Below are 19151 nucleotides of genomic sequence, written 5' to 3' on the forward strand. Positions count from 1 at the left end.
TGTTTGCAATGGAATGCATATGAATGACCACTTGCGTGACAACGTTACTGCACCGAGTTCGCCTGTCCTGCCGATGCGTGAAGAACTGAAGTCGGCAGTGAACACAGCGCTGCCGCAATCTCCCGAGCAATTTGGCGTCCAGTTGATCAAGGAAAAATGGGGCCAGGATCTCAACCCGCACGCAGCCCTGTTAGTGACGCTGGATTATAACTACCGGGGGTATCCGCAACAGAACGGCATCCAGCAAGGCCAAACGGCGAACTCGCAGACATTGTTACAGGTGCTGCTATACAACTATCAAACCGTCGGCGACGGGCGTTTCGGCGAAACCGCATTCGGCCTGTACACGCCGCCCGATGACGGTCCCTCGGTGCGTATCGTGGAGAATGTCGATGAATTCGCCGAACAGGGCTCAGGCAACCACTACACCTATGAAGGCATCTATCGGCAAACCGTGCCACAGGTTTACGGGCCGAGTACGCAAATTGCCCTTCGACCCGCCGACTTCAAGAAATGGGTATGGGAACTGGATTTACAGACTCGCTATCAGGCTTATCTCGATCATGCCTGGCCCGCTGATGAGCGGATCGTGCGGGCCGAACCGTACGCGCTGAGAACCTCGGTCAAGGCAGCTTTTGTCATGGGTGCCTGCCTGCAATTTCAGGAAGGCAGTCTGAGCCAGGAAGGCCTGGCGCTGGCGATGCAGGCAGGCGGATTACCGGCGGATCAAACCTGGAGCGCGTTGAGCACCTCCGATCTGCAAACCCCGACCCGCGTCAGTGCGCAAGTCGAGGCCAGTTGCCTGACGATCTATCGCTACACCTCGACCGATATCTGGTGTTTTCGCCACCGCGCCGGCACCAGGGTTTTGCTGTACATCCCGGCGAACTCCTCGCCGTTGCATGAGTTTGTCGACGTCCACCACTTGCGCGAATGGGTCGTGGCGCAAGCAAAGGGGGGTGACACAAAACGAGCCTTGGCCGCGCACTTTGCCGAGGAGGACCGTGAGGATGGCACCTTTCATGCGGGTGTCTTGACGGCATTGGAGGGGATGGCGATCTACCCGAGGAAGCACAGGCTGACAATTAACGCCGGTTTCTTTAACGATGACGGCTATTGGGAACCGCAGGATTACATCGACTTTGAGCGTGCGTCCGCTGCAGTCGATCCGTTTGCGCAACTGGTGTTGACCATGAAGCGGGCGGCCATGGCCAGCGTCAAATCCATCCGTGACGATGCTCAGGTCAATCGAGACAATCTGAGTGCGGTAGTCGAACCGCTGGTGCGGTGGATCAACCAGTTTGGTCCGTTGGCACTGTTTGTTCCCGGTGGCGAAGGGTTGTTGGCGCTGGCCGGGCTCATCGATGCCGGCTATGGCATCAATCAGGCAGTCAACGGCCAAACCGCCGAAAAACGTTCCGAAGGCGTGACGCGCACCGTGTTCGGCTTGCTCAATGCGCTACCGTTGGCCGGGGCTGTCGCGGCTCTCAAGGGCGAAGGCGCAAGCGCGGGCAGAGTGGCTGAAACACTCCACGAGTCCTCGGAGCCCGTCAGCGAACCGAGCAGCGAGCGTCTGCCCGACGCGACGTCTCTCCTCACACCCGGGCAAGCGCCAACGTCGGTGCTGACACGGTTGGAGCTGATTCGTGGTGTGTGCGCCCCGTTTGCTTCGTTCAGCGATGAGGTGCTGGGCCAAATCGCCAGAATCAGTACCGTCGACGACGACATGTTGCGCCTGATGCAGGTCGGGCGTGCGCCGACTCCGCTGCTGGTCGACACCGTCAGCCGATTCAAGCTCGATCAGGCGCTTGAAACGATTGCCGACCCGGCAGCGCGAGCGCAATTGTTCAATACGCGTTATCAGGCACTCCAGCAGTCGGAGCACGAATGGGTTCGGTTGTTTCAACGGGAGTATCCCGGTTTGCCGAAAGCCGTCGTGGAGCAGATCCTGGACCGCTCGGGCGTCGAAATCGTCCGGCCGGTCGATGCTGTCGAGGCGCTTCAGGTGTTCAAGCGCCTGGACGGCAAGGCCCGACAGTATCAAGGCCACGTAAGGCTTAATCGCGCCTATGAGAGTCTTTACTTGCACTCGATCGATCACCCCGAATCCGACATCCTGGCCCTGCATTCACTTGTGCGCTTACCCGGTTGGCCCAGGCGCTTGCGAATCGAAGTGCTTGAGGGTTCGATCAGTGGCCGCGTACTGGATCGCTGCGGCCCGCTCGATTCGCCGGACTGCCGTCGGTTGATCAAGACCGGTAACCGCTATCGAAGTTCTGCAGCGGCGGATACCGCCACCGCAAAGTCGGATTTGTTTTGCGCGCTACTCGGTGCGTTGTCTGCCGAGGAGCGCGAGGCGCTGTCCTTGCGCTCGCAGGATCAGGCTTACGAGTTACGGCTTCGACTCGGTGAGCGGGCAATCACGCGTTCCGAGCTGATGCTTGGGTTGGAGCGGATGGATAGCGGATTGCCTTTCGAATCCCAGGGATTGCGCGGCGGCGGGTTTCCGCACACCCCGCAAGCTGCGGCGCTGACCCATGAAATGATGCGGTTGCAGGTCAAGGATCTTTATCCGGATTTCACCAACGCCCAAGCCGATGAACTGCTTCGAACGGCGGGCGTCGGGGCTCAAGCGCTTCTGGACAGTCTGAATTTACAGTTGCAGCAATTGCGCATCGATCTGCGTTACTGGGTCGATCAGTCGTTGCTGGATGTCGATGATATGGATGTGGAATTCGTCGCCCTGGGCGATGAAGATGCGGCAGGCATGAACGCTCAACAGGTGGCGGCGCACAATGTTGAAATGTTGCAGCACGTGATCGACTACGAACGCCAAACCCGCAACGAACTGGCCGACGAATTGATCGCCATCTGGCAAAAGCGTTCGGCTGACACCGATCGCGTCCTTTCTGGCGAGGGGGGTGCCGGTTACAAACTCGATCTGGACTTTGAGGATTATCACCGTTTGCCGGCGATGAACGTTCGTTTCGACGAAGTCATCGAACTGTCGATGCACGGATTGCACCTGATCGAGCGCGAGAGCCTGAATGCGTTCCTGGAAAGTTTCCCGAACCTGCAGTCCCTGAATCTGAAAAATGTCGACCTGCGCCGCCTCAACGCCGCTGGCGTGCTGGAGGGTGAGCTGCCCTCGACGATTCGGCGAATGAACCGGCTCGAAACACTGAATCTCAACGCCACGTTTCTAGCGTTCAAAGAGGAAACCGCCGGGCACTTGTGCGACCTGCTCAAATTGCAAACGCTGGACCTGAGTGATAATTCGTTGACCGTCCCGCCTGTGGTGCTGGGCTTGAACGAATTGCGCGCTCTGAACCTGAGAAACACGGGAATTACCCGGTGCCCGGTCGGCGTTGCCAATGACCCGTATTTGACCTCGCTGGACCTGCGCGACAACCGGATCACTCGGATTCCCGACGCGATACTGAATCAGGCTGTCGCCAAGGATCGGGTACGGCTGTGGGGCAACCCGCTCACGGATGAGGAGACGCTGATACGACTGGTAGAACATCGGGAGCGCACCGGCATCAATCTCTGGTTGGGCGAGCCGGGCGTTGATTATGGCAGCGCGACACCGTGGCTGGAGGACGGCGATGAGCTATTGCGCACAACCCGACAGGAGATCTGGCAGCGGTTGGCGGCAAAACCCTCGGGTGGTGTGTTTCTGCGGGTCATGGACGGATTGAGCCTGACGGCGGATTTCCGCGTTGGTTACTGGTTGCTGCAAGCTCGGGTATGGCGACTGCTGCGTGAGGTGGATGCTTCAGAGGAATTGTGGGGCTGGCTGCGTCAATGTGTCGAAACGACGCTGGCCGACGCGGAGAATCCGTTCAGGTTGTTCAACATTCTGGAAGATCGGGCGCGCCTTTACAGCAACTGGGTGGCCATGGGACGGCCAACTCCGCTAGGGGAGCATCCAGTGCCTTGACAGGAGGGGAGAACGCCTTGAACTTCCGGATGGAGGTTCAAGGCATCACGATCAACGGCGACGGAACAGCGGCAGCGGTTCGTCGGTGGCGGCCTGATAGGTCACCGAGAAGTCCTTGAGACTTTCAAGGGCTTCGTACGGGTCTTTATCGGCGCGAATCGCAAACGCATCGAAACCGCAGCGACGCAGGTAGAACAGCTGGTCGCGCAGCACATCGCCAATCGCCCGCAGTTCGCCTTTGAAACCGTAACGGTCGCGCAGCAAACGGGCGTTGGAATAGTTTCGGCCGTCGGTGAAGGCAGGGAAATTCAAGGCGATCACCTTGAAGTCTGCTACGTCTTCACCGATTTCTTCAGCTTCTTCGTCAGCGTCCAGCCACACACCCAAACCGCCGTCGCGGGCCTTGAGCATACGGCTGTGTTCGCGCCACAGCTGCAGCGGGACGATCAGGTCGTCGCAGTTGCTGATCTCGTCGATGTTGAAGTCCTTGGGCAGCAAGTGCCAGGTTTCGTCGACGACCTCGTTGTTCTTAATGATTCGCTGCATAGACGCGCTCCTTGAAGAGGTCAATGCCAATACGCTGATAAGTGTCGATGAAACGCTCGTCTTCGGTACGTTGTTCGATGTACACGTCGATCAGCTTTTCGATCACATCAGGCATGACGTCCTGGGCGAAGGACGGACCGAGAATTTTACCCAGGCTGGCGTCGCGACTTGCGCTGCCACCGAGGGAAACCTGGTAGAACTCTTCACCTTTCTTGTCCACCCCGAGGATGCCGATGTGGCCGACGTGGTGGTGACCACAGGCGTTCATGCAGCCGGAGATGTTCAGGTCCAGTTCGCCGATATCGAACAGGTAATCCAGGTCTTCGAAGCGACGCTGGATCGATTCGGCAATCGGGATCGACTTGGCGTTGGCCAGGGAGCAGAAGTCGCCGCCCGGGCAGCAGATGATATCGGTCAGCAAGCCGATGTTCGGCGTGGCGAAACCTTGCTCACGCAACTCGCCCCACATCGCGAACAACTGACTCTGTTCAACGTCGGCCAGAATGATGTTCTGCTCGTGAGAGGTGCGCAGCTGACCGAAGCTGTAACGATCGGCCAGGTCGGCAACGGCATCGAGCTGCTTGTCGGTGATGTCGCCCGGTGCAACACCGGTTGGCTTCAGGGACAGGGTCACGGCCACATAACCTGGCTTCTTGTGGGCCAGGGTATTGCGGGTGCGCCAGCGCGCGAAGCCCGGGTGCTGCTTGTCGAGTTCGGCCAGTTCAGCGCTCTGGTTGTCCAGAGCCTTATAGTCCGGGTCAACGAAGTGTTTGGCCACACGCTGCACTTCGGCTTCGGTCAGCGTGGTCTGGCCACCGCGAAGGTGTTCCATTTCCGCGTCGACTTTTTGCGCGAAGACTTCAGGTGTCAGGGCCTTGACCAGAATCTTGATCCGCGCCTTGTACTTGTTGTCACGACGGCCGTAGCGGTTGTAGACCCGCAGGATGGCGTCGAGGTAGCTCAACAGGTCTTTCCACGGCAGGAATTCATTGATGAATGCGCCCACCACCGGAGTACGGCCGAGACCGCCACCCACCAGCACACGGAAGCCTAGCTCGCCCGCAGCGTTGTGCACCGGCTCAAGGCCGATGTCATGGACTTCGATGGCCGCACGGTCGGACGTCGAACCGTTAATGGCGATCTTGAACTTGCGCGGCAAGTAAGCGAATTCAGGGTGGAACGTGGTCCACTGGCGGACGATCTCGCACCATGGGCGCGGATCGATCAACTCGTCGGCAGCGACACCGGCGAACTGGTCGGTGGTGACGTTGCGCAAGCAGTTGCCGCTGGTCTGGATCGCGTGCATCTGCACGGTAGCCAGTTCGGCAAGGATGTCCGGGATGTCTTCCAGCGCCGGCCAGTTGAACTGTACGTTCTGCCGGGTGCTGATGTGGGCATAGCCTTTGTCATAGTCACGGGCAATCTTGGCCATCATTCGCGTCTGGCGCGAAGTCAGTTGGCCGTAAGGCACCGCCACCCGCAACATCGGCGCGAAGCGTTGGATATAAAGGCCATTTTGCAGGCGCAGGGGGCGGAATTCTTCTTCGCTCAGCTCGCCTGCCAGATAGCGTCGGGTCTGATCACGGAACTGCTTGACGCGGTCCTCGATGATCCGCTGATCGTACTCGTCGTATACGTACATATAAGTCCTGTTCTCAGGCTTGGGCCGGTCGGATCCCGTTGCGTTTTTCGCTTGGAAGTCTCCGATGCTGCCTCGGCAATTCTGCGCGCACGGCCGCGCACTCCCAACGGAGCCGGGGCAAGATACCAGTTTGCAGTTATGCGCAAAAGTGATGTTTGAGTATATGTAAAGAACCAAAACGACTAATGAGACTCGTTGATGTAAAACCCACATTTGTGGTGCGGGCAATCATCGTCTTAACTGTGCTCGAGTCTTTATGCAATCACCGATAAAACCGACAAGAGGCGATGCAATGAGCAACCCTACCAAAACGTCAAAACCTGATAGCACAGTCGATGCTTGGGCCATTCTGTTCCTGATCATTCTGTTCGTGGGCACAGCGGTATTCTGGGTCAGCCATCAATAACCGACCCCGTCCGGGCCCGATTCCGACGATTGTCGGACAATACCCCGAATAAACGCCGTTTTACGGGACTTCGCTGGCTATACTGCCCGGCGAATTGCCGAGGGGCCCGGACGATCAATGTTGAAGTTTTTCTACTCATTCCTGCTGATGTGCGGCGCGGTTTACGGACCCGGTGCGCGCGCGGAATCGGTGCTGTTTCTGAATCCCGGGAAGACTGACGAAGCGTTCTGGGTCAGCTATTCGCAATTCATGCAGGCGGCAGCCACGGACCTGGGCATAGATCTGCGAATTCTCTATTCCCGGCGCATGCCTGAGCTCACGCTGGCGCAAGCCCGCCTGGCGCTGCAGGGTGACAATCGTCCGGACTATCTGGTTTTCGTCAACGAACAGTACGTTGCACCGCAAATCCTGCGTCTGGCCGAGGGCAGCGGGGTAAAGCTGTTCATGGTCAACGCTGCGCTGACGGCCAATCAGCTGAGTCTGCTGGGGGATCGCTCTGATCAGTTGGGCAGCCTGGTGCCCAACGATGAAGAGGGCGGCTACCTGATGCTCAAGGAACTGATTCGCCAGCATCCGCCCGCGGCACCCGGTCAGGTCATCGAGTTGCTGGCGTTTTCCGGCCTGAAGATCACACCGTCGGCGCAACTGCGCGAGCAAGGCATGATGCGGGCCTTGGCCGAGCACCCTGAAGTGCGCTTGCGCCAACTGGTTTATAGCGGCTGGACCCGGGATCGGGCGTATGAACAGGCGACGCTGCTGTTTCGGCGGTACCCGAAGGTCTCGCTGGTGTGGTCAGCCAATGACGAAATGGCGTTTGGCGCCATGCAGGCGTATTCGGAGGCGGGCGGGGTACCCGGCAAGGATGCGTTGTTCAGTGCGGTCAACACCTCGCCAGCAGCGTTGCAGGCGACGGTCGACGGACGCATAAGCGTGTTGTTGGGCGGGCACTTCACGTTGGGCGGCTGGGCACTGGTGGAGTTGCATGATCTTGAGCAGGGCGTGGATCTGCGCCAGTACGGCGGCCGTGACCGGCAGATCCCGTTGTTGCAACTGATCGACAAGGCACAGGCCAAGCGATTGCTGGCCAAGGGTGCATCACCGGATTACGGTGTGAACTTCCGTCGTCTTTCAGCCAAGGGCCGGCCGACGTCGTATCGCTATCCGTTCAGCCTGCAAACCTTGATGCGCTAAACCCCGGCCAGGTGCACTACCAGTTGCACGATGCCGAACAGGGTCAGGGCGAACACCGCGGTGAACAGAATCCCCAGAATCACGAAATGACTCGGCTTGCCGTGCGTGAAGTCCCGAGCACGGTTTTTCCCGCTCTGCACGCCGAACGCCGCCGCCATGACGCTGTGCAGCATCTGCCAGAACGTCGGCGGTTTGTTGTCGACTGGATCGTCCATAAACCCCTCGTCACGTATGTGTGAGCCGTAAGCATAGACAATGTCGTATAGATCGTTCCCACGCAGCGTGGGAGCGATCGGAGGAGGGGGATCAGTTGTCGTAACCCAGGTTCGGCGCCAACCACCGCTCGGTCACGCTCAATTCCTGACCCTTGCGCGAGGTGTAGCTCTGCACCTGATCCTTGTCGATCTTGCCCACGGCAAAGTATTGCGCCTGCGGGTGAGCGAAGTACCAACCGCTGACCGCTGCCGCCGGGAACATGGCGTAGTGCTCGGTAAGGAACACGCCGCTGCGGCCGGCTTTCATTTCCGAGGCCTCAGGGTCCAGCAACTTGAACAGCGTGGATTTCTCGGTGTGATCCGGGCAGGCCGGGTAGCCTGGGGCAGGGCGGATGCCGGTGTACTGTTCTTTGATCAGCGCCTCGTTGTCGAGCGTCTCGTCCTTGGCGTAACCCCAGTAGTCTTTACGGACCTGTTGGTGCAGCCACTCGGCGCAAGCCTCGGCCAAGCGGTCGGCCAGTGCCTTGACCATGATCGAGTTGTAGTCGTCGCCAGCATCTTGATAGGCCTTGGCCACTTCCTCGGCGCCGATCCCGGCGGTGGTGATGAAACCACCCACGTAGTCGGTGAGTTCGCTGTCCTTCGGTGCCACGAAGTCCGCCAGGGAGAAGTTCGGCTTGCCGTCGGTCTTGATGATCTGCTGGCGCAGGTGATGCAGCTTGGCAATCGGCTTGCCGTCATCGCCATAGACTTCAATGTCATCTTCGCGCACCTGGTTGGCCGGCCAGAAGCCGAACACCGCGCGGGCGCTGATGAGTTTCTCGTCGATCAGTTTGGCAAGCATTTCCTGGGCGTCGGCGTACAACGCCGTGGCGGCTTCACCGACCACTTCATCCGTGAGGATGCGCGGGAATTTGCCGGCCAGGTCCCAGGAGATAAAGAACGGCGTCCAGTCGATGTATTCGGCCAAGACCTTCAGGTCGATGTTCTCCAGCACCTTGGCACCGGTGAACGTCGGTTTGACCGGCTCATACGTGCTCCAGTCGAACTGCGGTTTCTTGGCGATGGACGCCGGATAGCTCAGGCGTTCGGTGCGGGCGCTGCGGTTGGCGGTGCGCTCGCGGACTTCGATGTATTCCAGGCGGGTCTTCTCGATGAAGGCCGGCTTCAATTCCTTGGACAGCAACTGTGTCGCCACGCCCACGGCGCGAGAGGCGTCGGTGACGTAGATCACCGCGTCGTTGCTGTACTTGGGCTCGATCTTCACCGCGGTGTGCGCCTTGGAGGTGGTCGCGCCACCGATCATCAGCGGCAGATGGAAGTCCTGACGCTGCATCTCACGGGCCACGTGGACCATTTCGTCCAGCGAAGGCGTGATCAGGCCGGACAGGCCGATGATGTCGCACTTCTGCTCCTTGGCCACTTGCAGAATCTTCTCTGCTGGCACCATCACGCCGAGGTCGACGATGTCGTAGCCGTTACAGCCCAGCACCACGCCGACGATGTTCTTGCCGATGTCGTGCACGTCACCCTTGACCGTGGCCATGAGGATCTTGCCCTTGGCTTCCGGCTTGTCGCCTTTTTCCAGTTCGATGAACGGGATCAAGTGGGCCACAGCCTGCTTCATCACGCGGGCGGATTTCACCACCTGCGGCAGGAACATTTTGCCGGCGCCGAACAGGTCGCCGACGATGTTCATGCCGGACATCAGCGGGCCTTCGATGACTTCGATCGGCCGGGTGAACGACTGGCGGGATTCTTCAGTGTCTTCAACGATGTGCGTGGTGATGCCCTTGACCAGTGCATGCTCCAGACGTTTGTTGACGGGCCAGCCGCGCCACTCTTCGGTCTCGGCTTCCTTGACGCTGCCGTCGCCCTTGTACTTGTCGGCGATGGCGAGCAGGGCGTCGGTGCCTTCCGGGGTGCGGTTGAGCACCACGTCTTCCACGGCGTCACGCAGTTCGGCCGGGATCTGGTCGTAGATCTCAAGTTGGCCGGCGTTGACGATACCCATGGTCAGGCCGTTGCGGATCGCGTACAGCAGGAACACCGAGTGAATCGCCTCGCGCACCGGGTTGTTGCCACGGAACGAGAACGATACGTTGGACACGCCGCCGGAGGTCAGCGCATACGGCAGCTCGTCGCGGATGTAGGCACAGGCGTTGATGAAGTCCACAGCGTAATTGTTGTGTTCTTCGATGCCGGTGGCGATGGCGAAGATGTTCGGGTCGAAGATGATGTCTTCCGGCGGGAAGCCAACTTCGTTGACCAGAATGTCGTAGGAGCGCTTGCAGATCTCTTTTTTGCGCGCTTCGGTGTCGGCCTGTCCGGCTTCGTCGAAGGCCATCACCACCACGGCGGCGCCATAGCGCTTGCACAGTTTGGCGTGGTGAATGAACTGCTCGACGCCTTCCTTCATGCTGATCGAGTTGACGATGCCCTTGCCCTGAATGCATTTGAGGCCGGCTTCGATCACTTCCCATTTGGAGGAATCGATCATGATCGGCACGCGGGAGATGTCCGGCTCACCGGCAATCAGATTGAGGAAGGTCACCATGGCCTTCTTCGAATCGAGCATCCCTTCGTCCATGTTGATGTCGATCACCTGGGCACCGGCTTCGACCTGCTGCAGGGCGACTTCCAGGGCTTCGGTGTAGTTGTCTTCACGGATCAGCCGCGCAAACTTGGCCGAACCGGTGATGTTAGTGCGCTCGCCGACGTTGATGAACAACGAGTTGCGATCGATGGTGAACGGCTCCAGACCCGAGAGGCGGCAGGCCTTGGGAATCTCCGGAATCTCGCGCGGTGCGTAACCGGCCACCGCTTTGGCGATGGCTTCGATGTGGCCCGGCGTGGTGCCGCAGCAGCCGCCAACGATGTTGAGGAAGCCGCTTTGGGCGAACTCTTCGATGACTTTGGCGGTTTCTGATGGCAGCTCGTCGTACTCGCCGAATTCGTTCGGCAGGCCGGCGTTCGGATGCGCCGACACGTGGGTGCTGGCCTTGTTCGACAGCTCTTCCAGGTACGGGCGCAATTCGCTGGCGCCGAGGGCGCAGTTCAGACCGACCGAAATCGGCTTGGCGTGGGCTACGGAGTTCCAGAACGCTTCGGTGGTCTGGCCGGAAAGTGTACGGCCGGAGGCGTCGGTGATGGTGCCGGAAATCATGATCGGCAGTTCGATGCCCAACTCTTCGAACACCCCTTGCACGGCGAAGATCGCGGCTTTGGCGTTCAGGGTGTCGAAAATGGTTTCGATCAGGATCAGGTCGGCGCCGCCTTCGATCAGGCCTTTGGTGGCCTCGGTGTAGTTTTCCACCAGTTCATCGAAGGTCACGTTGCGGTAGCCGGGGTTATTCACGTCCGGCGACAGCGAGCAGGTGCGGCTGGTCGGCCCGATCACGCCGGCGACGAAACGCGGCTTGTCCGGGGTTTCCAGGGTCTTGGCATCGGCCACCTTGCGCGCCAGCCGAGCGCCTTCTACGTTTAACTCGTACGCCAGGCCCTGCATGCCGTAGTCGGCCAGGGAAACCTGAGTGGCGTTGAAAGTGTTGGTTTCCAGAATGTCGGCGCCGGCATCCAGGTAGGCTTTCTCGATGGCGCCAATCACGTCCGGGCGCGTCAGGATCAACAGGTCGTTGTTGCCCTTGACGTCACTTGGCCAGTCGGCGAAGCGTTTGCCCCGGTAATCCTGCTCCTCGAGCTTGTAGCTCTGGATCATCGTGCCCATGCCGCCATCGAGAATCAGGATGCGCTCTTTGAGGGCGTGCTTGAGAGCTTGAAGGCGAACACTGCGATCGGACATTTGGACTACTCGGAAAGACCATGACGAAGGGGCGGGATAATAGCAAACCTGCGTGGTTTTAGAGCATGTCCCGGTTTTTCATGAATATCGCTCATGATGGTGTGGGGGACAGACCGGTAGAATCGCGGCGCTTTTCATGATTGGGACCTGGGACATGTCGAATCGCGTCATCACCAGCCTGTTTATGCTGCTTTTAAGCTGGGATGCCATCGCGCAAGGTCCGGCGATTTCCTCTGTGATTTCTTACAGCCGCGACATCCAACCGATCTTCACCGAAAAGTGTGTGGCCTGCCACGCCTGCTATGACGCCGCCTGTCAGCTCAATCTGGGCAGTGGCGAAGGGGCTGCTCGGGGCGCGACCAAGACCCCGGTCTACGACGGCGAACGCCGCCAGGCTGCCGCGCCGACCCGGCTGTTTTATGACGCTTTCGGCAAACGTGCCTGGCAGCAAAAGGACTTCTATTCGGTGCTCAATGCTCAAGGCAGCCAAGCATCGCTGATGGCGCGGATGCTGGAGCAGGGCCACAAAACCCCATTGCAACCCAATGCCAGGTTGCCGGAAGACATCGTCCTCGGTCTGAGCCGGGAAAACAGGTGCGCCATGCCGGCCGAGTTCGACGGCTACGCCCGTTCACACCCCCAAGAGGGCATGCCGTTGGCGGTCACCGGCCTGACCGACCAGCAATACCAGACGCTGCAACGCTGGCTGGCGTCCGGCGCGCCGATTGACGAGCAAGGCCTTGTGCCGAGCGCCAAAGAAGCGTTGCAGGTGGTGCAGTGGGAAAACCTGCTCAACGCACCGGGCGCACGGCAAAGCCTTGTGGGGCGCTGGTTGTTCGAACATTGGTTTCTCGCTCATCTTTATTTCAAAGACGGCGAGCCGGGGCATTTCTTTCAGTGGGTACGTTCACGCACGCCGACCGGCCAGCCGATCGATCTGATCAACACACGCCGCCCGAATGACGATCCGGGTACTCAGGTGTATTACCGCTTGTGGCCGGTGCAAGGCGTGATTGTGCAAAAGACCCACATCACCTACCCGTTGAGCGCGGCGAAGATGGCGCGGATCAAAAGCCTCTTCTACAACGGCAACTGGCAGGTCGACGCGTTGCCAGGCTATGGGCCGGAGCGTCGGGCCAATCCGTTCAGCACGTTCGAGGCGATCCCGGCCCAGGCGCGTTATCAGTTCATGCTCGATAATGCCGAATACTTCGTGCGTACCTTCATTCGCGGCCCGGTGTGCCGCGGCCAGATCGCCACCGACGTGATCCGCGATAACTTCTGGGCACTGTTCCAGGCGCCAGAGCACGACCTCTACATCATCGATCCGAAGTATCGCGGTCAGGCCACGCCGTTGCTGGCGATGCCGGGGCAGAACGATGATGTCGGCAGTGTCCTGAGCCTGTGGCATGACTACCGCAACAAGCGTAACGAGTACGAGGCGCTGCGCCGTGACAGTTACGCCGATACGCCTGCCCCGAGCTGGTCGACCTTGTGGGCCGGCAACGACAACGCGCTGCTGAGCATTTTCCGGCATTTCGACAGCGCCTCGGTGAACAAGGGCCTGATTGGTGACGTGCCACAAACGATGTGGCTGTTCGACTTCCCGCTGCTGGAGCGCACTTACTACCAGTTGGCGGTTAACTTCGACGTGTTCGGCAACGTCTCCCATCAGGCGCAAACGCGCCTGTACTTCGACCTGATCCGCAACGGCGCCGAGCAAAACTTCTTGCGTCTGATGCCCGCCGATTCGCGGGATGATTACCTCGACGATTGGTACCAGAGCGGCGGAAAATTCAAGATGTGGATGGACTACGAGTCCATCGATAACGACAAAGAGACGGCGCTGGTGCTGGACGAAAAGGACCCGAAACGCGATTTCGTCATGCAGATGCTGGCCCGTTACGGCGACCTCAACGCCAAGCCTGATCCGATCAACCGGTGTGACGGCGCTTATTGCTCGCGGCCGAACATCGATCCGGCATTGCAGAGCGCCGAGCAGGCGTTGAGTCGACTGACTTCGCGTCCGGCGGCCGGATTGAGGGTCATTGATCAGTTGCCGGAGGCGACCCTGCTGCGCATTGAAACCCAGAGCGGCAAACGCGAGGTTTACAGCCTGCTGCGCAACCGCGCGCACAGTAACGTGGCGTTCCTGCTCGGTGAATCGCTGCGGTATCAGCCAGGGCTCGACACCGTGACTGTTTACCCGGGCGTACTCAGCAGCTATCCGAACTTCATGTTCAACATCCCGGCCGAGCAAGTGCCGGCATTCGTGGATGCCATGGAAAACGCCAAGGACGCCCATCGCTTCGAAAAAATCGTCGAGCGCTGGGGCATTCGCCGCAGCCATCCGCAGTTCTGGTTTTACTTTCATGACCTGAGCCAGTACGTCCACGAGACCGATCCGGTGGAAGAGGGCGTGCTGGACATGAACCGGTACGAGAATCTTTGATTGAAAGCCTGAACACGCACCGCCGAACCCCTGTAGGAGCGAAGCTTGCTCGCGAAAGGGGGCTGACATTCAGCATAGATGTCAACTATCAGACCGCTTTCGCGAGCAAGCTTCGCTCCTACAGGGGTTGCGGTGATCAGATGTTCATCGACAGGCGCATCTTTCCCGACAAAAATACTAGGACTTTGTGCGGCGCGATGATTGGCGTAAACTGCGCCCAAGCCTGCGAGGAGTTTCCATGACCGCTATTACCATTACCGACGCCGCCCACGATTATCTGGCTGATCTGCTCTCCAAGCAGAACACCCCAGGCATCGGCATCCGCGTTTTTATCACCCAGCCTGGCACTCAGTACGCCGAAACCTGTATTGCCTACTGCAAGCCGGGCGAAGAAAAACCTGAAGACACGGCGCTGGGGCTGAAAAGCTTCACCGCTTACATCGACTCGTTCAGCGAAGCTTTCCTGGACGACGCGGTAGTCGACTACGCCACCGACCGCATGGGCGGCCAGCTGACCATCAAGGCGCCAAACGCCAAAGTCCCGATGGTCAACGCCGACAGCCCGGTCAACGAGCGCATCAACTACTACCTGCAAACCGAGATCAACCCGGGGCTGGCCAGCCACGGCGGTCAGGTCAGCCTGATCGATGTGGTCGAAGACGGCATCGCCGTACTGAAGTTCGGCGGCGGTTGCCAAGGCTGCGGCCAGGCAGACGTCACCCTGCGCGAAGGCATCGAGCGCACGTTGCTCGAACGCATTCCCGAGCTCAAGGGTGTTCGTGACGTCACCGACCACACGCAGAAAGAAAACGCCTACTACTAAGCAAGGTGTTCGCTGCAAACATAAAAAAACGGCGCCCCGTGAGCGCCGTTTTTTTATGGGTCCTAGGGTCTGTAGAGATGCGCATGCCCAGCGCGGTACAGCGATGACTCACTGAAGTGAACACTGCCCAAGACTCGGCCCACCAAAATCAACGCCGTGCGCCGAAACCCCTTGGCTTCAACTTTCGCGGCAATGTCTTCAAGCGTCCCCACCACCCAATCCTGATCCGGCCAGGTCGCTCGGTGAATCACCGCGATCGGGCAGTCCGCGCCGTAGTGCGGCAGCAATTCAACCAGGATTTTCTCCAGATGATTGACCCCCAGATGAATCGCCATGGTCGCCCCATGCTGTGCCAGGCTGCCCAGTTCTTCGCCGGCGGGCATGGCGGTCTTGTCGGCGTAGCGGGTCAGGATCACGCTTTGCGACACGTCCGGTAACGTCAGTTCCGCGCCCAGAAGCGCCGCGCAGGCCGCCGTGGCCGTGACACCGGGAATAATTTCAAAAGGGATGTCGAGTTCGCGCAGGTAGCGAATCTGCTCGCCAATGGCGCCATAAAGACTTGGATCGCCAGAGTGCACCCGGGCCACGTCCTGGCCCTTGGCATGGGCAGATTTGATCAGCTCGATGATCTGTTCCAGGTGCAGTTCGGCGCTGTTGACCACCTGTTCGGCGCGATGGCCTTCCAGCACGGCGGCGGGCACCAGGGAGCCGGCGTAGATGATCACCGGGCAGCTGCGAATCAGCCGTTGGCCTTTGACGGTGATCAGTTCCGGGTCGCCGGGACCTGCGCCAATGAAGTAGACGGTCATCGTCGGTTCCTGTGAGAAAAAGGGGCTGGGCAAGGCTTCAGATGAAGATTGCTCATGATCAAAGACGGGGATTATCGAGGATTTTAGGCGGCGCCGGCCAATGCCAAGGTGGCCTGGGCATATTTTTGTCGTGAAATCAGCAATTTTGCCGGTGCCTGGGTCAGGTGTTCGGCCAGGGCCAGGGCGGCACTTTCCGCGACGCCGTAGCAGCCGGTGCGTTCGAACGCGATGTCCGAGCGGTGGCTGAGTTGCGGTTGATAGCCGGCCAGTTGTTCGCTGCTGAAGTACATCAGTGGGAGTGCTAGTTGTTCGGCCAATTCGATCAAGCCAGGTTCTTCGCGCTTCAGGTCGATGCTGGCCAGGGCCTTGATCTGGTGAAGTTCGATTTTATGAGCCTGTAACGCCTGATCAAGCAGCGCCCGCAGCGTGCTGACAGGGCAGCCGCGCTGGCAGCCCAGGCCGACCACTAAAGTCGGCGCTGTGCTGATCTCAGTCATGCGTGGTATTGACCATCGCTTTTGCGGCGGAACAACCAGGCACTGATCAGGCCCAGGGCCAGCCAGAATGCCACGTTGGTCAGCTGCGAAGCGATTTTGAATTGAGCTTCCAGGGTTTCTGGAGCCAGCATCGAATGGACTTCCGGTTGTGGTGCACCGATCACGTGAGGAACGGCCAGAATGGCCACGCCGAGCACTTTCATCAGCCAGTGACGGCTGAACACGATCAATGCGATGCCGACCGCGGTGGAGGCAGCCGTGCCGATCCACCAGACCTGCCGTTGCGCCAAATCAGCCGCGGCAGTGCCCGGCAGCTCGGGCGGCAGACCGAGGGTCGGTGCCAGCACGAACGTCGCGTAACCGGCCAGGCCCCAGAGCAGGCCTTGGGAAGTGCGAGTCGGTGCGCGCAAGGTGTAAAGACCGGCAAGCATCAGGGCGAAACCGACCGCTACCACCAGGTTGCCGCCCGTGGTGGACAGCACACGCTGCCAGCCGTCTTCCGGTTCCCAGGCTTCGGCGTCGTGAGTGTGAGCGGCGACAGCACCCGCGGCGTGTTCGTGAACTGCAACAGCGGCGGGCTCGGATTTTTCGTAAGTCTCGGCCTGCAGAATCAGCGGAGCCACCCAGAAGCTTTGCAGCAGGGTCAGCAACAGGGCGGCCAGCAGCCCGGTGAACCCTGCGGTTTGCGCAATACGCTTGATCATGTCAGCAGGTCTCAATGGCACGGGAATGCAGAGCTGTGGCGGGTATCGTGCGCGGCATTGTGCACCGCTTCGATGTGCGAGAAACCGGCGAAATACACCAGGCTAGCACCAAGGATCGACGCACACACAGCGGCGGTCAGGCGTTGAGTCAGGGTCGTGGTGGTGCTGGCGCTGCTCTTATCGGTGTTGCTGCCGGTACTGCTGATGATCGACATGGCGCTTCCCTCTGGTCTGTCAGCGGGTGAATAGAGCGCATGGAAGACCCCTGCGAGCCGGGCGCGCAGAGGTTCAAACAGCGCCCGCCCACCGCGGGTTTGTTATTCAGTGATCGTAATGGTCACTTTGTGTTGCGGGCCGGTCTCCGGGCTCACGAGGGGCGCTGGCTTTCGCCTTGACCTGCAAGCATCACCTTCCCATGCCGAACTGCTGGCACAGTGGATCTGACGCTACGCTCGCTTACCGTTGCGGGGGCAGCACCGGACTGACATGACTTTAGAGTAAAGCACATGATTCACCGGTTTCCCGTTTCACCCTGTGAAGGGCACCCGTAACAAGGCGTGTAGGAGAGCATGGGCGGGGGTTGGGCGTCAATTGGCAAGCGTTCTCAACTCGAGATCGAGGTGACTTCTTCGCGGGCAAGCCTCGCTCCTACAAGGACGGCGGCGCTCTTGTAGGAGCGAGGCTTGCCCGCGAAGGCGCCCTGGAGGTCGGCACAAGACATTGACCCGCCCCCACACGATGCGTAGCCTTGCGCTTTCGAGGTTCTTCGGCGTCTGCCGAAGCTAAGAAGGGAACGCGGTCGATGCCGCGGCTGCCCCCGCAACTGTGAACGGTTCTTTTGGCTGCCACGCCACTGCAAGCCCTGTCTATCGGGCCCGCGGGAAGGCGCAGCCAACGTCAGTCGAACGACTGGCAAGCCGTCAGCCAGGAGACCTGCCTCGACACAGATTCTCACTTTCAACCGGGCGGGGTGATCCGGTGGCGAACTCTTCAGGCACGCGCGTCCGCGTTGCCGGTCGTCGTGCCATATGCCCGCCACCTTGCCAAAGGGCATCCGATGAAAACACTGGCCAAACTCCCCGTCACCATCGTTACCGGCTTCCTCGGCTCGGGCAAAACCACGTTGCTGCGGCACATGCTCGACAACGCTCAGGGCCGTCGTATTGCGGTGATCGTCAACGAGTTCGGCGAGCTGGGCATCGACGGCGAAATCCTCAAGCAGTGCTCCATCGGCTGCACTGAAGAAGAAGCCAACGGCCGCGTTTATGAATTGGCCAACGGCTGCCTGTGCTGCACCGTTCAAGAAGAATTCTTCCCTGTGATGCGCGAATTGGTCGCCCGCCGCGGCGACCTCGACCACATCCTTATCGAAACCTCGGGCCTGGCCTTGCCAAAACCGCTGGTGCAAGCCTTCCAGTGGCCGGAAATCCGCAGCGCCTGCACCGTTGACGCGGTCATCACCGTGGTCGACAGCCCAGCGGTCGCCGCCGGCACCTTCGCGGCTTTCCCGGACCAGGTCGATGCCCAGCGCAAACTCGACCCGAACCTGGATCACGAATCGCCACTGCACGAGCTGTTCGCCGACCAACTGGCCAGCGCCGACCTGGTGATCCTCAACAAGGCCGACCTGATCAGCCCTGAAGACCTGGCCCGTGTACGCCTGGAAGTCGCTGAAGAATTGCCGCCCGCCGTGAAAGTCATCGAGGCCAGCAGTGGTCGTCTGCCACTGGACGTGCTGATCGGCCTCGGCGCCGGTTCTGAAGAACACATCGACAGCCGTCATAGCCATCATGATCACCACCATGAAGGTGAAGACGATCACGACCACGATGCGTTCGACTCCATCTCCATCGAACTGCCGCAAGCCGACGAAAGCCTGCTGCTGGACGCGCTGACTCAACTGGTGGTTCAACACGGCATCTTGCGTGTCAAAGGTTTCGCCGCCATCCCGAACAAACCGATGCGCCTGCTGATTCAGGGCGTGGGCACACGTTTCGACAAGCACTTCGACCGTCAGTGGGGCGCCGATGAAGCGCGCACCACGCGTCTGGTGTTGATCGGTCAGGAGCTGGACGCCACTCTGCTTGAAGCGCAATTGCGCGCTGCGCTCAGCGTTTAAGC

General features: G+C 59.8%; 13 protein-coding genes and 2 riboswitches. Of the genes, 5 read left to right on the top strand and 8 right to left on the bottom strand.

Annotation, left to right across the window (positions count from 1 at the left end; genetic code table 11):
• Window positions 1-19: 19 nt before the first annotated feature.
• Window positions 20-3943, top strand: coding sequence for a dermonecrotic toxin domain-containing protein (locus ACYZT7_RS13665; RefSeq protein ID WP_462041418.1), 3924 nt, complete (start codon window positions 20-22; stop codon window positions 3941-3943).
• A 51-nt stretch (window positions 3944-3994) separates the two neighbouring features.
• Here ACYZT7_RS13665 and ACYZT7_RS13670 read toward each other — a convergent pair whose 3' ends face one another.
• Both ACYZT7_RS13670 and ACYZT7_RS13675 read right to left on the bottom strand, forming a co-directional pair.
• Window positions 3995-4489 (bottom strand): DUF934 domain-containing protein, encoded by a 495-nt coding sequence (locus tag ACYZT7_RS13670; RefSeq protein WP_462041419.1) that lies wholly within the window; start codon window positions 4487-4489, stop codon window positions 3995-3997.
• On the bottom strand, window positions 4473-6131 hold the full coding sequence (locus tag ACYZT7_RS13675; RefSeq protein WP_462041420.1) for a nitrite/sulfite reductase: 1659 nt from the start codon (window positions 6129-6131) through the stop codon (window positions 4473-4475). Before ACYZT7_RS13675 ends, ACYZT7_RS13670 begins: the two co-directional genes overlap by 17 nt.
• Window positions 6132-6654: 523 nt before the next feature.
• Between ACYZT7_RS13675 and ACYZT7_RS13680 the strand changes: the two genes are divergently transcribed.
• Window positions 6655-7728 carry an ABC transporter substrate-binding protein gene (locus ACYZT7_RS13680; protein WP_462041421.1) on the top strand — a complete coding sequence of 358 codons (1074 nt, stop codon included), beginning with the start codon at window positions 6655-6657 and terminating at the stop codon, window positions 7726-7728.
• On the opposite strand, the gene ACYZT7_RS13685 is transcribed toward ACYZT7_RS13680, so the two are convergent.
• Window positions 7725-7943 carry a DUF2970 domain-containing protein gene (locus ACYZT7_RS13685; RefSeq protein ID WP_438659021.1) on the bottom strand — a complete coding sequence of 73 codons (219 nt, stop codon included), beginning with the start codon at window positions 7941-7943 and terminating at the stop codon, window positions 7725-7727. The genes ACYZT7_RS13680 and ACYZT7_RS13685 overlap by 4 nt on opposite strands.
• Before the next feature lie 91 nt (window positions 7944-8034).
• On the bottom strand, window positions 8035-11745 hold the full coding sequence (metH, locus tag ACYZT7_RS13690; RefSeq protein WP_462041422.1) for a methionine synthase: 3711 nt from the start codon (window positions 11743-11745) through the stop codon (window positions 8035-8037).
• A gap of 154 nt (window positions 11746-11899) precedes the next feature.
• Here metH and ACYZT7_RS13695 point away from each other — a divergent pair, with 154 nt between their 5' ends.
• Complete coding sequence (locus ACYZT7_RS13695; RefSeq protein ID WP_462041423.1) at window positions 11900-14197, top strand: fatty acid cis/trans isomerase; 2298 nt, start codon at window positions 11900-11902, stop codon at window positions 14195-14197.
• Between the two features lie 238 nt (window positions 14198-14435).
• Window positions 14436-15020 carry a Fe-S biogenesis protein NfuA gene (nfuA, locus tag ACYZT7_RS13700; RefSeq protein ID WP_007898222.1) on the top strand — a complete coding sequence of 195 codons (585 nt, stop codon included), beginning with the start codon at window positions 14436-14438 and terminating at the stop codon, window positions 15018-15020.
• A 62-nt stretch (window positions 15021-15082) separates the two neighbouring features.
• Here the strand turns inward: nfuA and cobM are convergent, their stop codons facing one another.
• From cobM to ACYZT7_RS13720, 4 genes are all read right to left on the bottom strand, one after another.
• Window positions 15083-15829: a precorrin-4 C(11)-methyltransferase gene (gene cobM, locus ACYZT7_RS13705; protein WP_462041424.1), complete on the bottom strand. Its 747-nt coding sequence runs from the start codon at window positions 15827-15829 to the stop codon at window positions 15083-15085.
• Window positions 15830-15912: 83 nt separating this feature from the next.
• Entirely contained in the window at window positions 15913-16326 is a 414-nt protein-coding gene (locus ACYZT7_RS13710; RefSeq protein ID WP_462041425.1) for a cobalamin biosynthesis protein, read from the bottom strand.
• On the bottom strand, window positions 16323-17030 hold the full coding sequence (locus tag ACYZT7_RS13715) for a CbtA family protein (protein ID WP_462041426.1): 708 nt from the start codon (window positions 17028-17030) through the stop codon (window positions 16323-16325). Before ACYZT7_RS13715 ends, ACYZT7_RS13710 begins: the two co-directional genes overlap by 4 nt.
• An 11-nt stretch (window positions 17031-17041) precedes the next feature.
• On the bottom strand, window positions 17042-17245 hold the full coding sequence (locus ACYZT7_RS13720; RefSeq protein WP_462041427.1) for a CbtB domain-containing protein: 204 nt from the start codon (window positions 17243-17245) through the stop codon (window positions 17042-17044).
• A 120-nt stretch (window positions 17246-17365) separates the two neighbouring features.
• Window positions 17366-17594, bottom strand: a riboswitch (cobalamin riboswitch).
• A 178-nt stretch (window positions 17595-17772) separates the two neighbouring features.
• Window positions 17773-17985, top strand: a riboswitch (cobalamin riboswitch).
• A gap of 102 nt (window positions 17986-18087) precedes the next feature.
• Here ACYZT7_RS13720 and cobW point away from each other — a divergent pair.
• On the top strand, window positions 18088-19149 hold the full coding sequence (gene cobW, locus ACYZT7_RS13725) for a cobalamin biosynthesis protein CobW (protein ID WP_149630175.1): 1062 nt from the start codon (window positions 18088-18090) through the stop codon (window positions 19147-19149).
• The last annotated feature ends 2 nt before the right edge of the window (window positions 19150-19151 follow it).

The organism is Pseudomonas sp. RT4P38 (genome assembly GCF_054897765.1).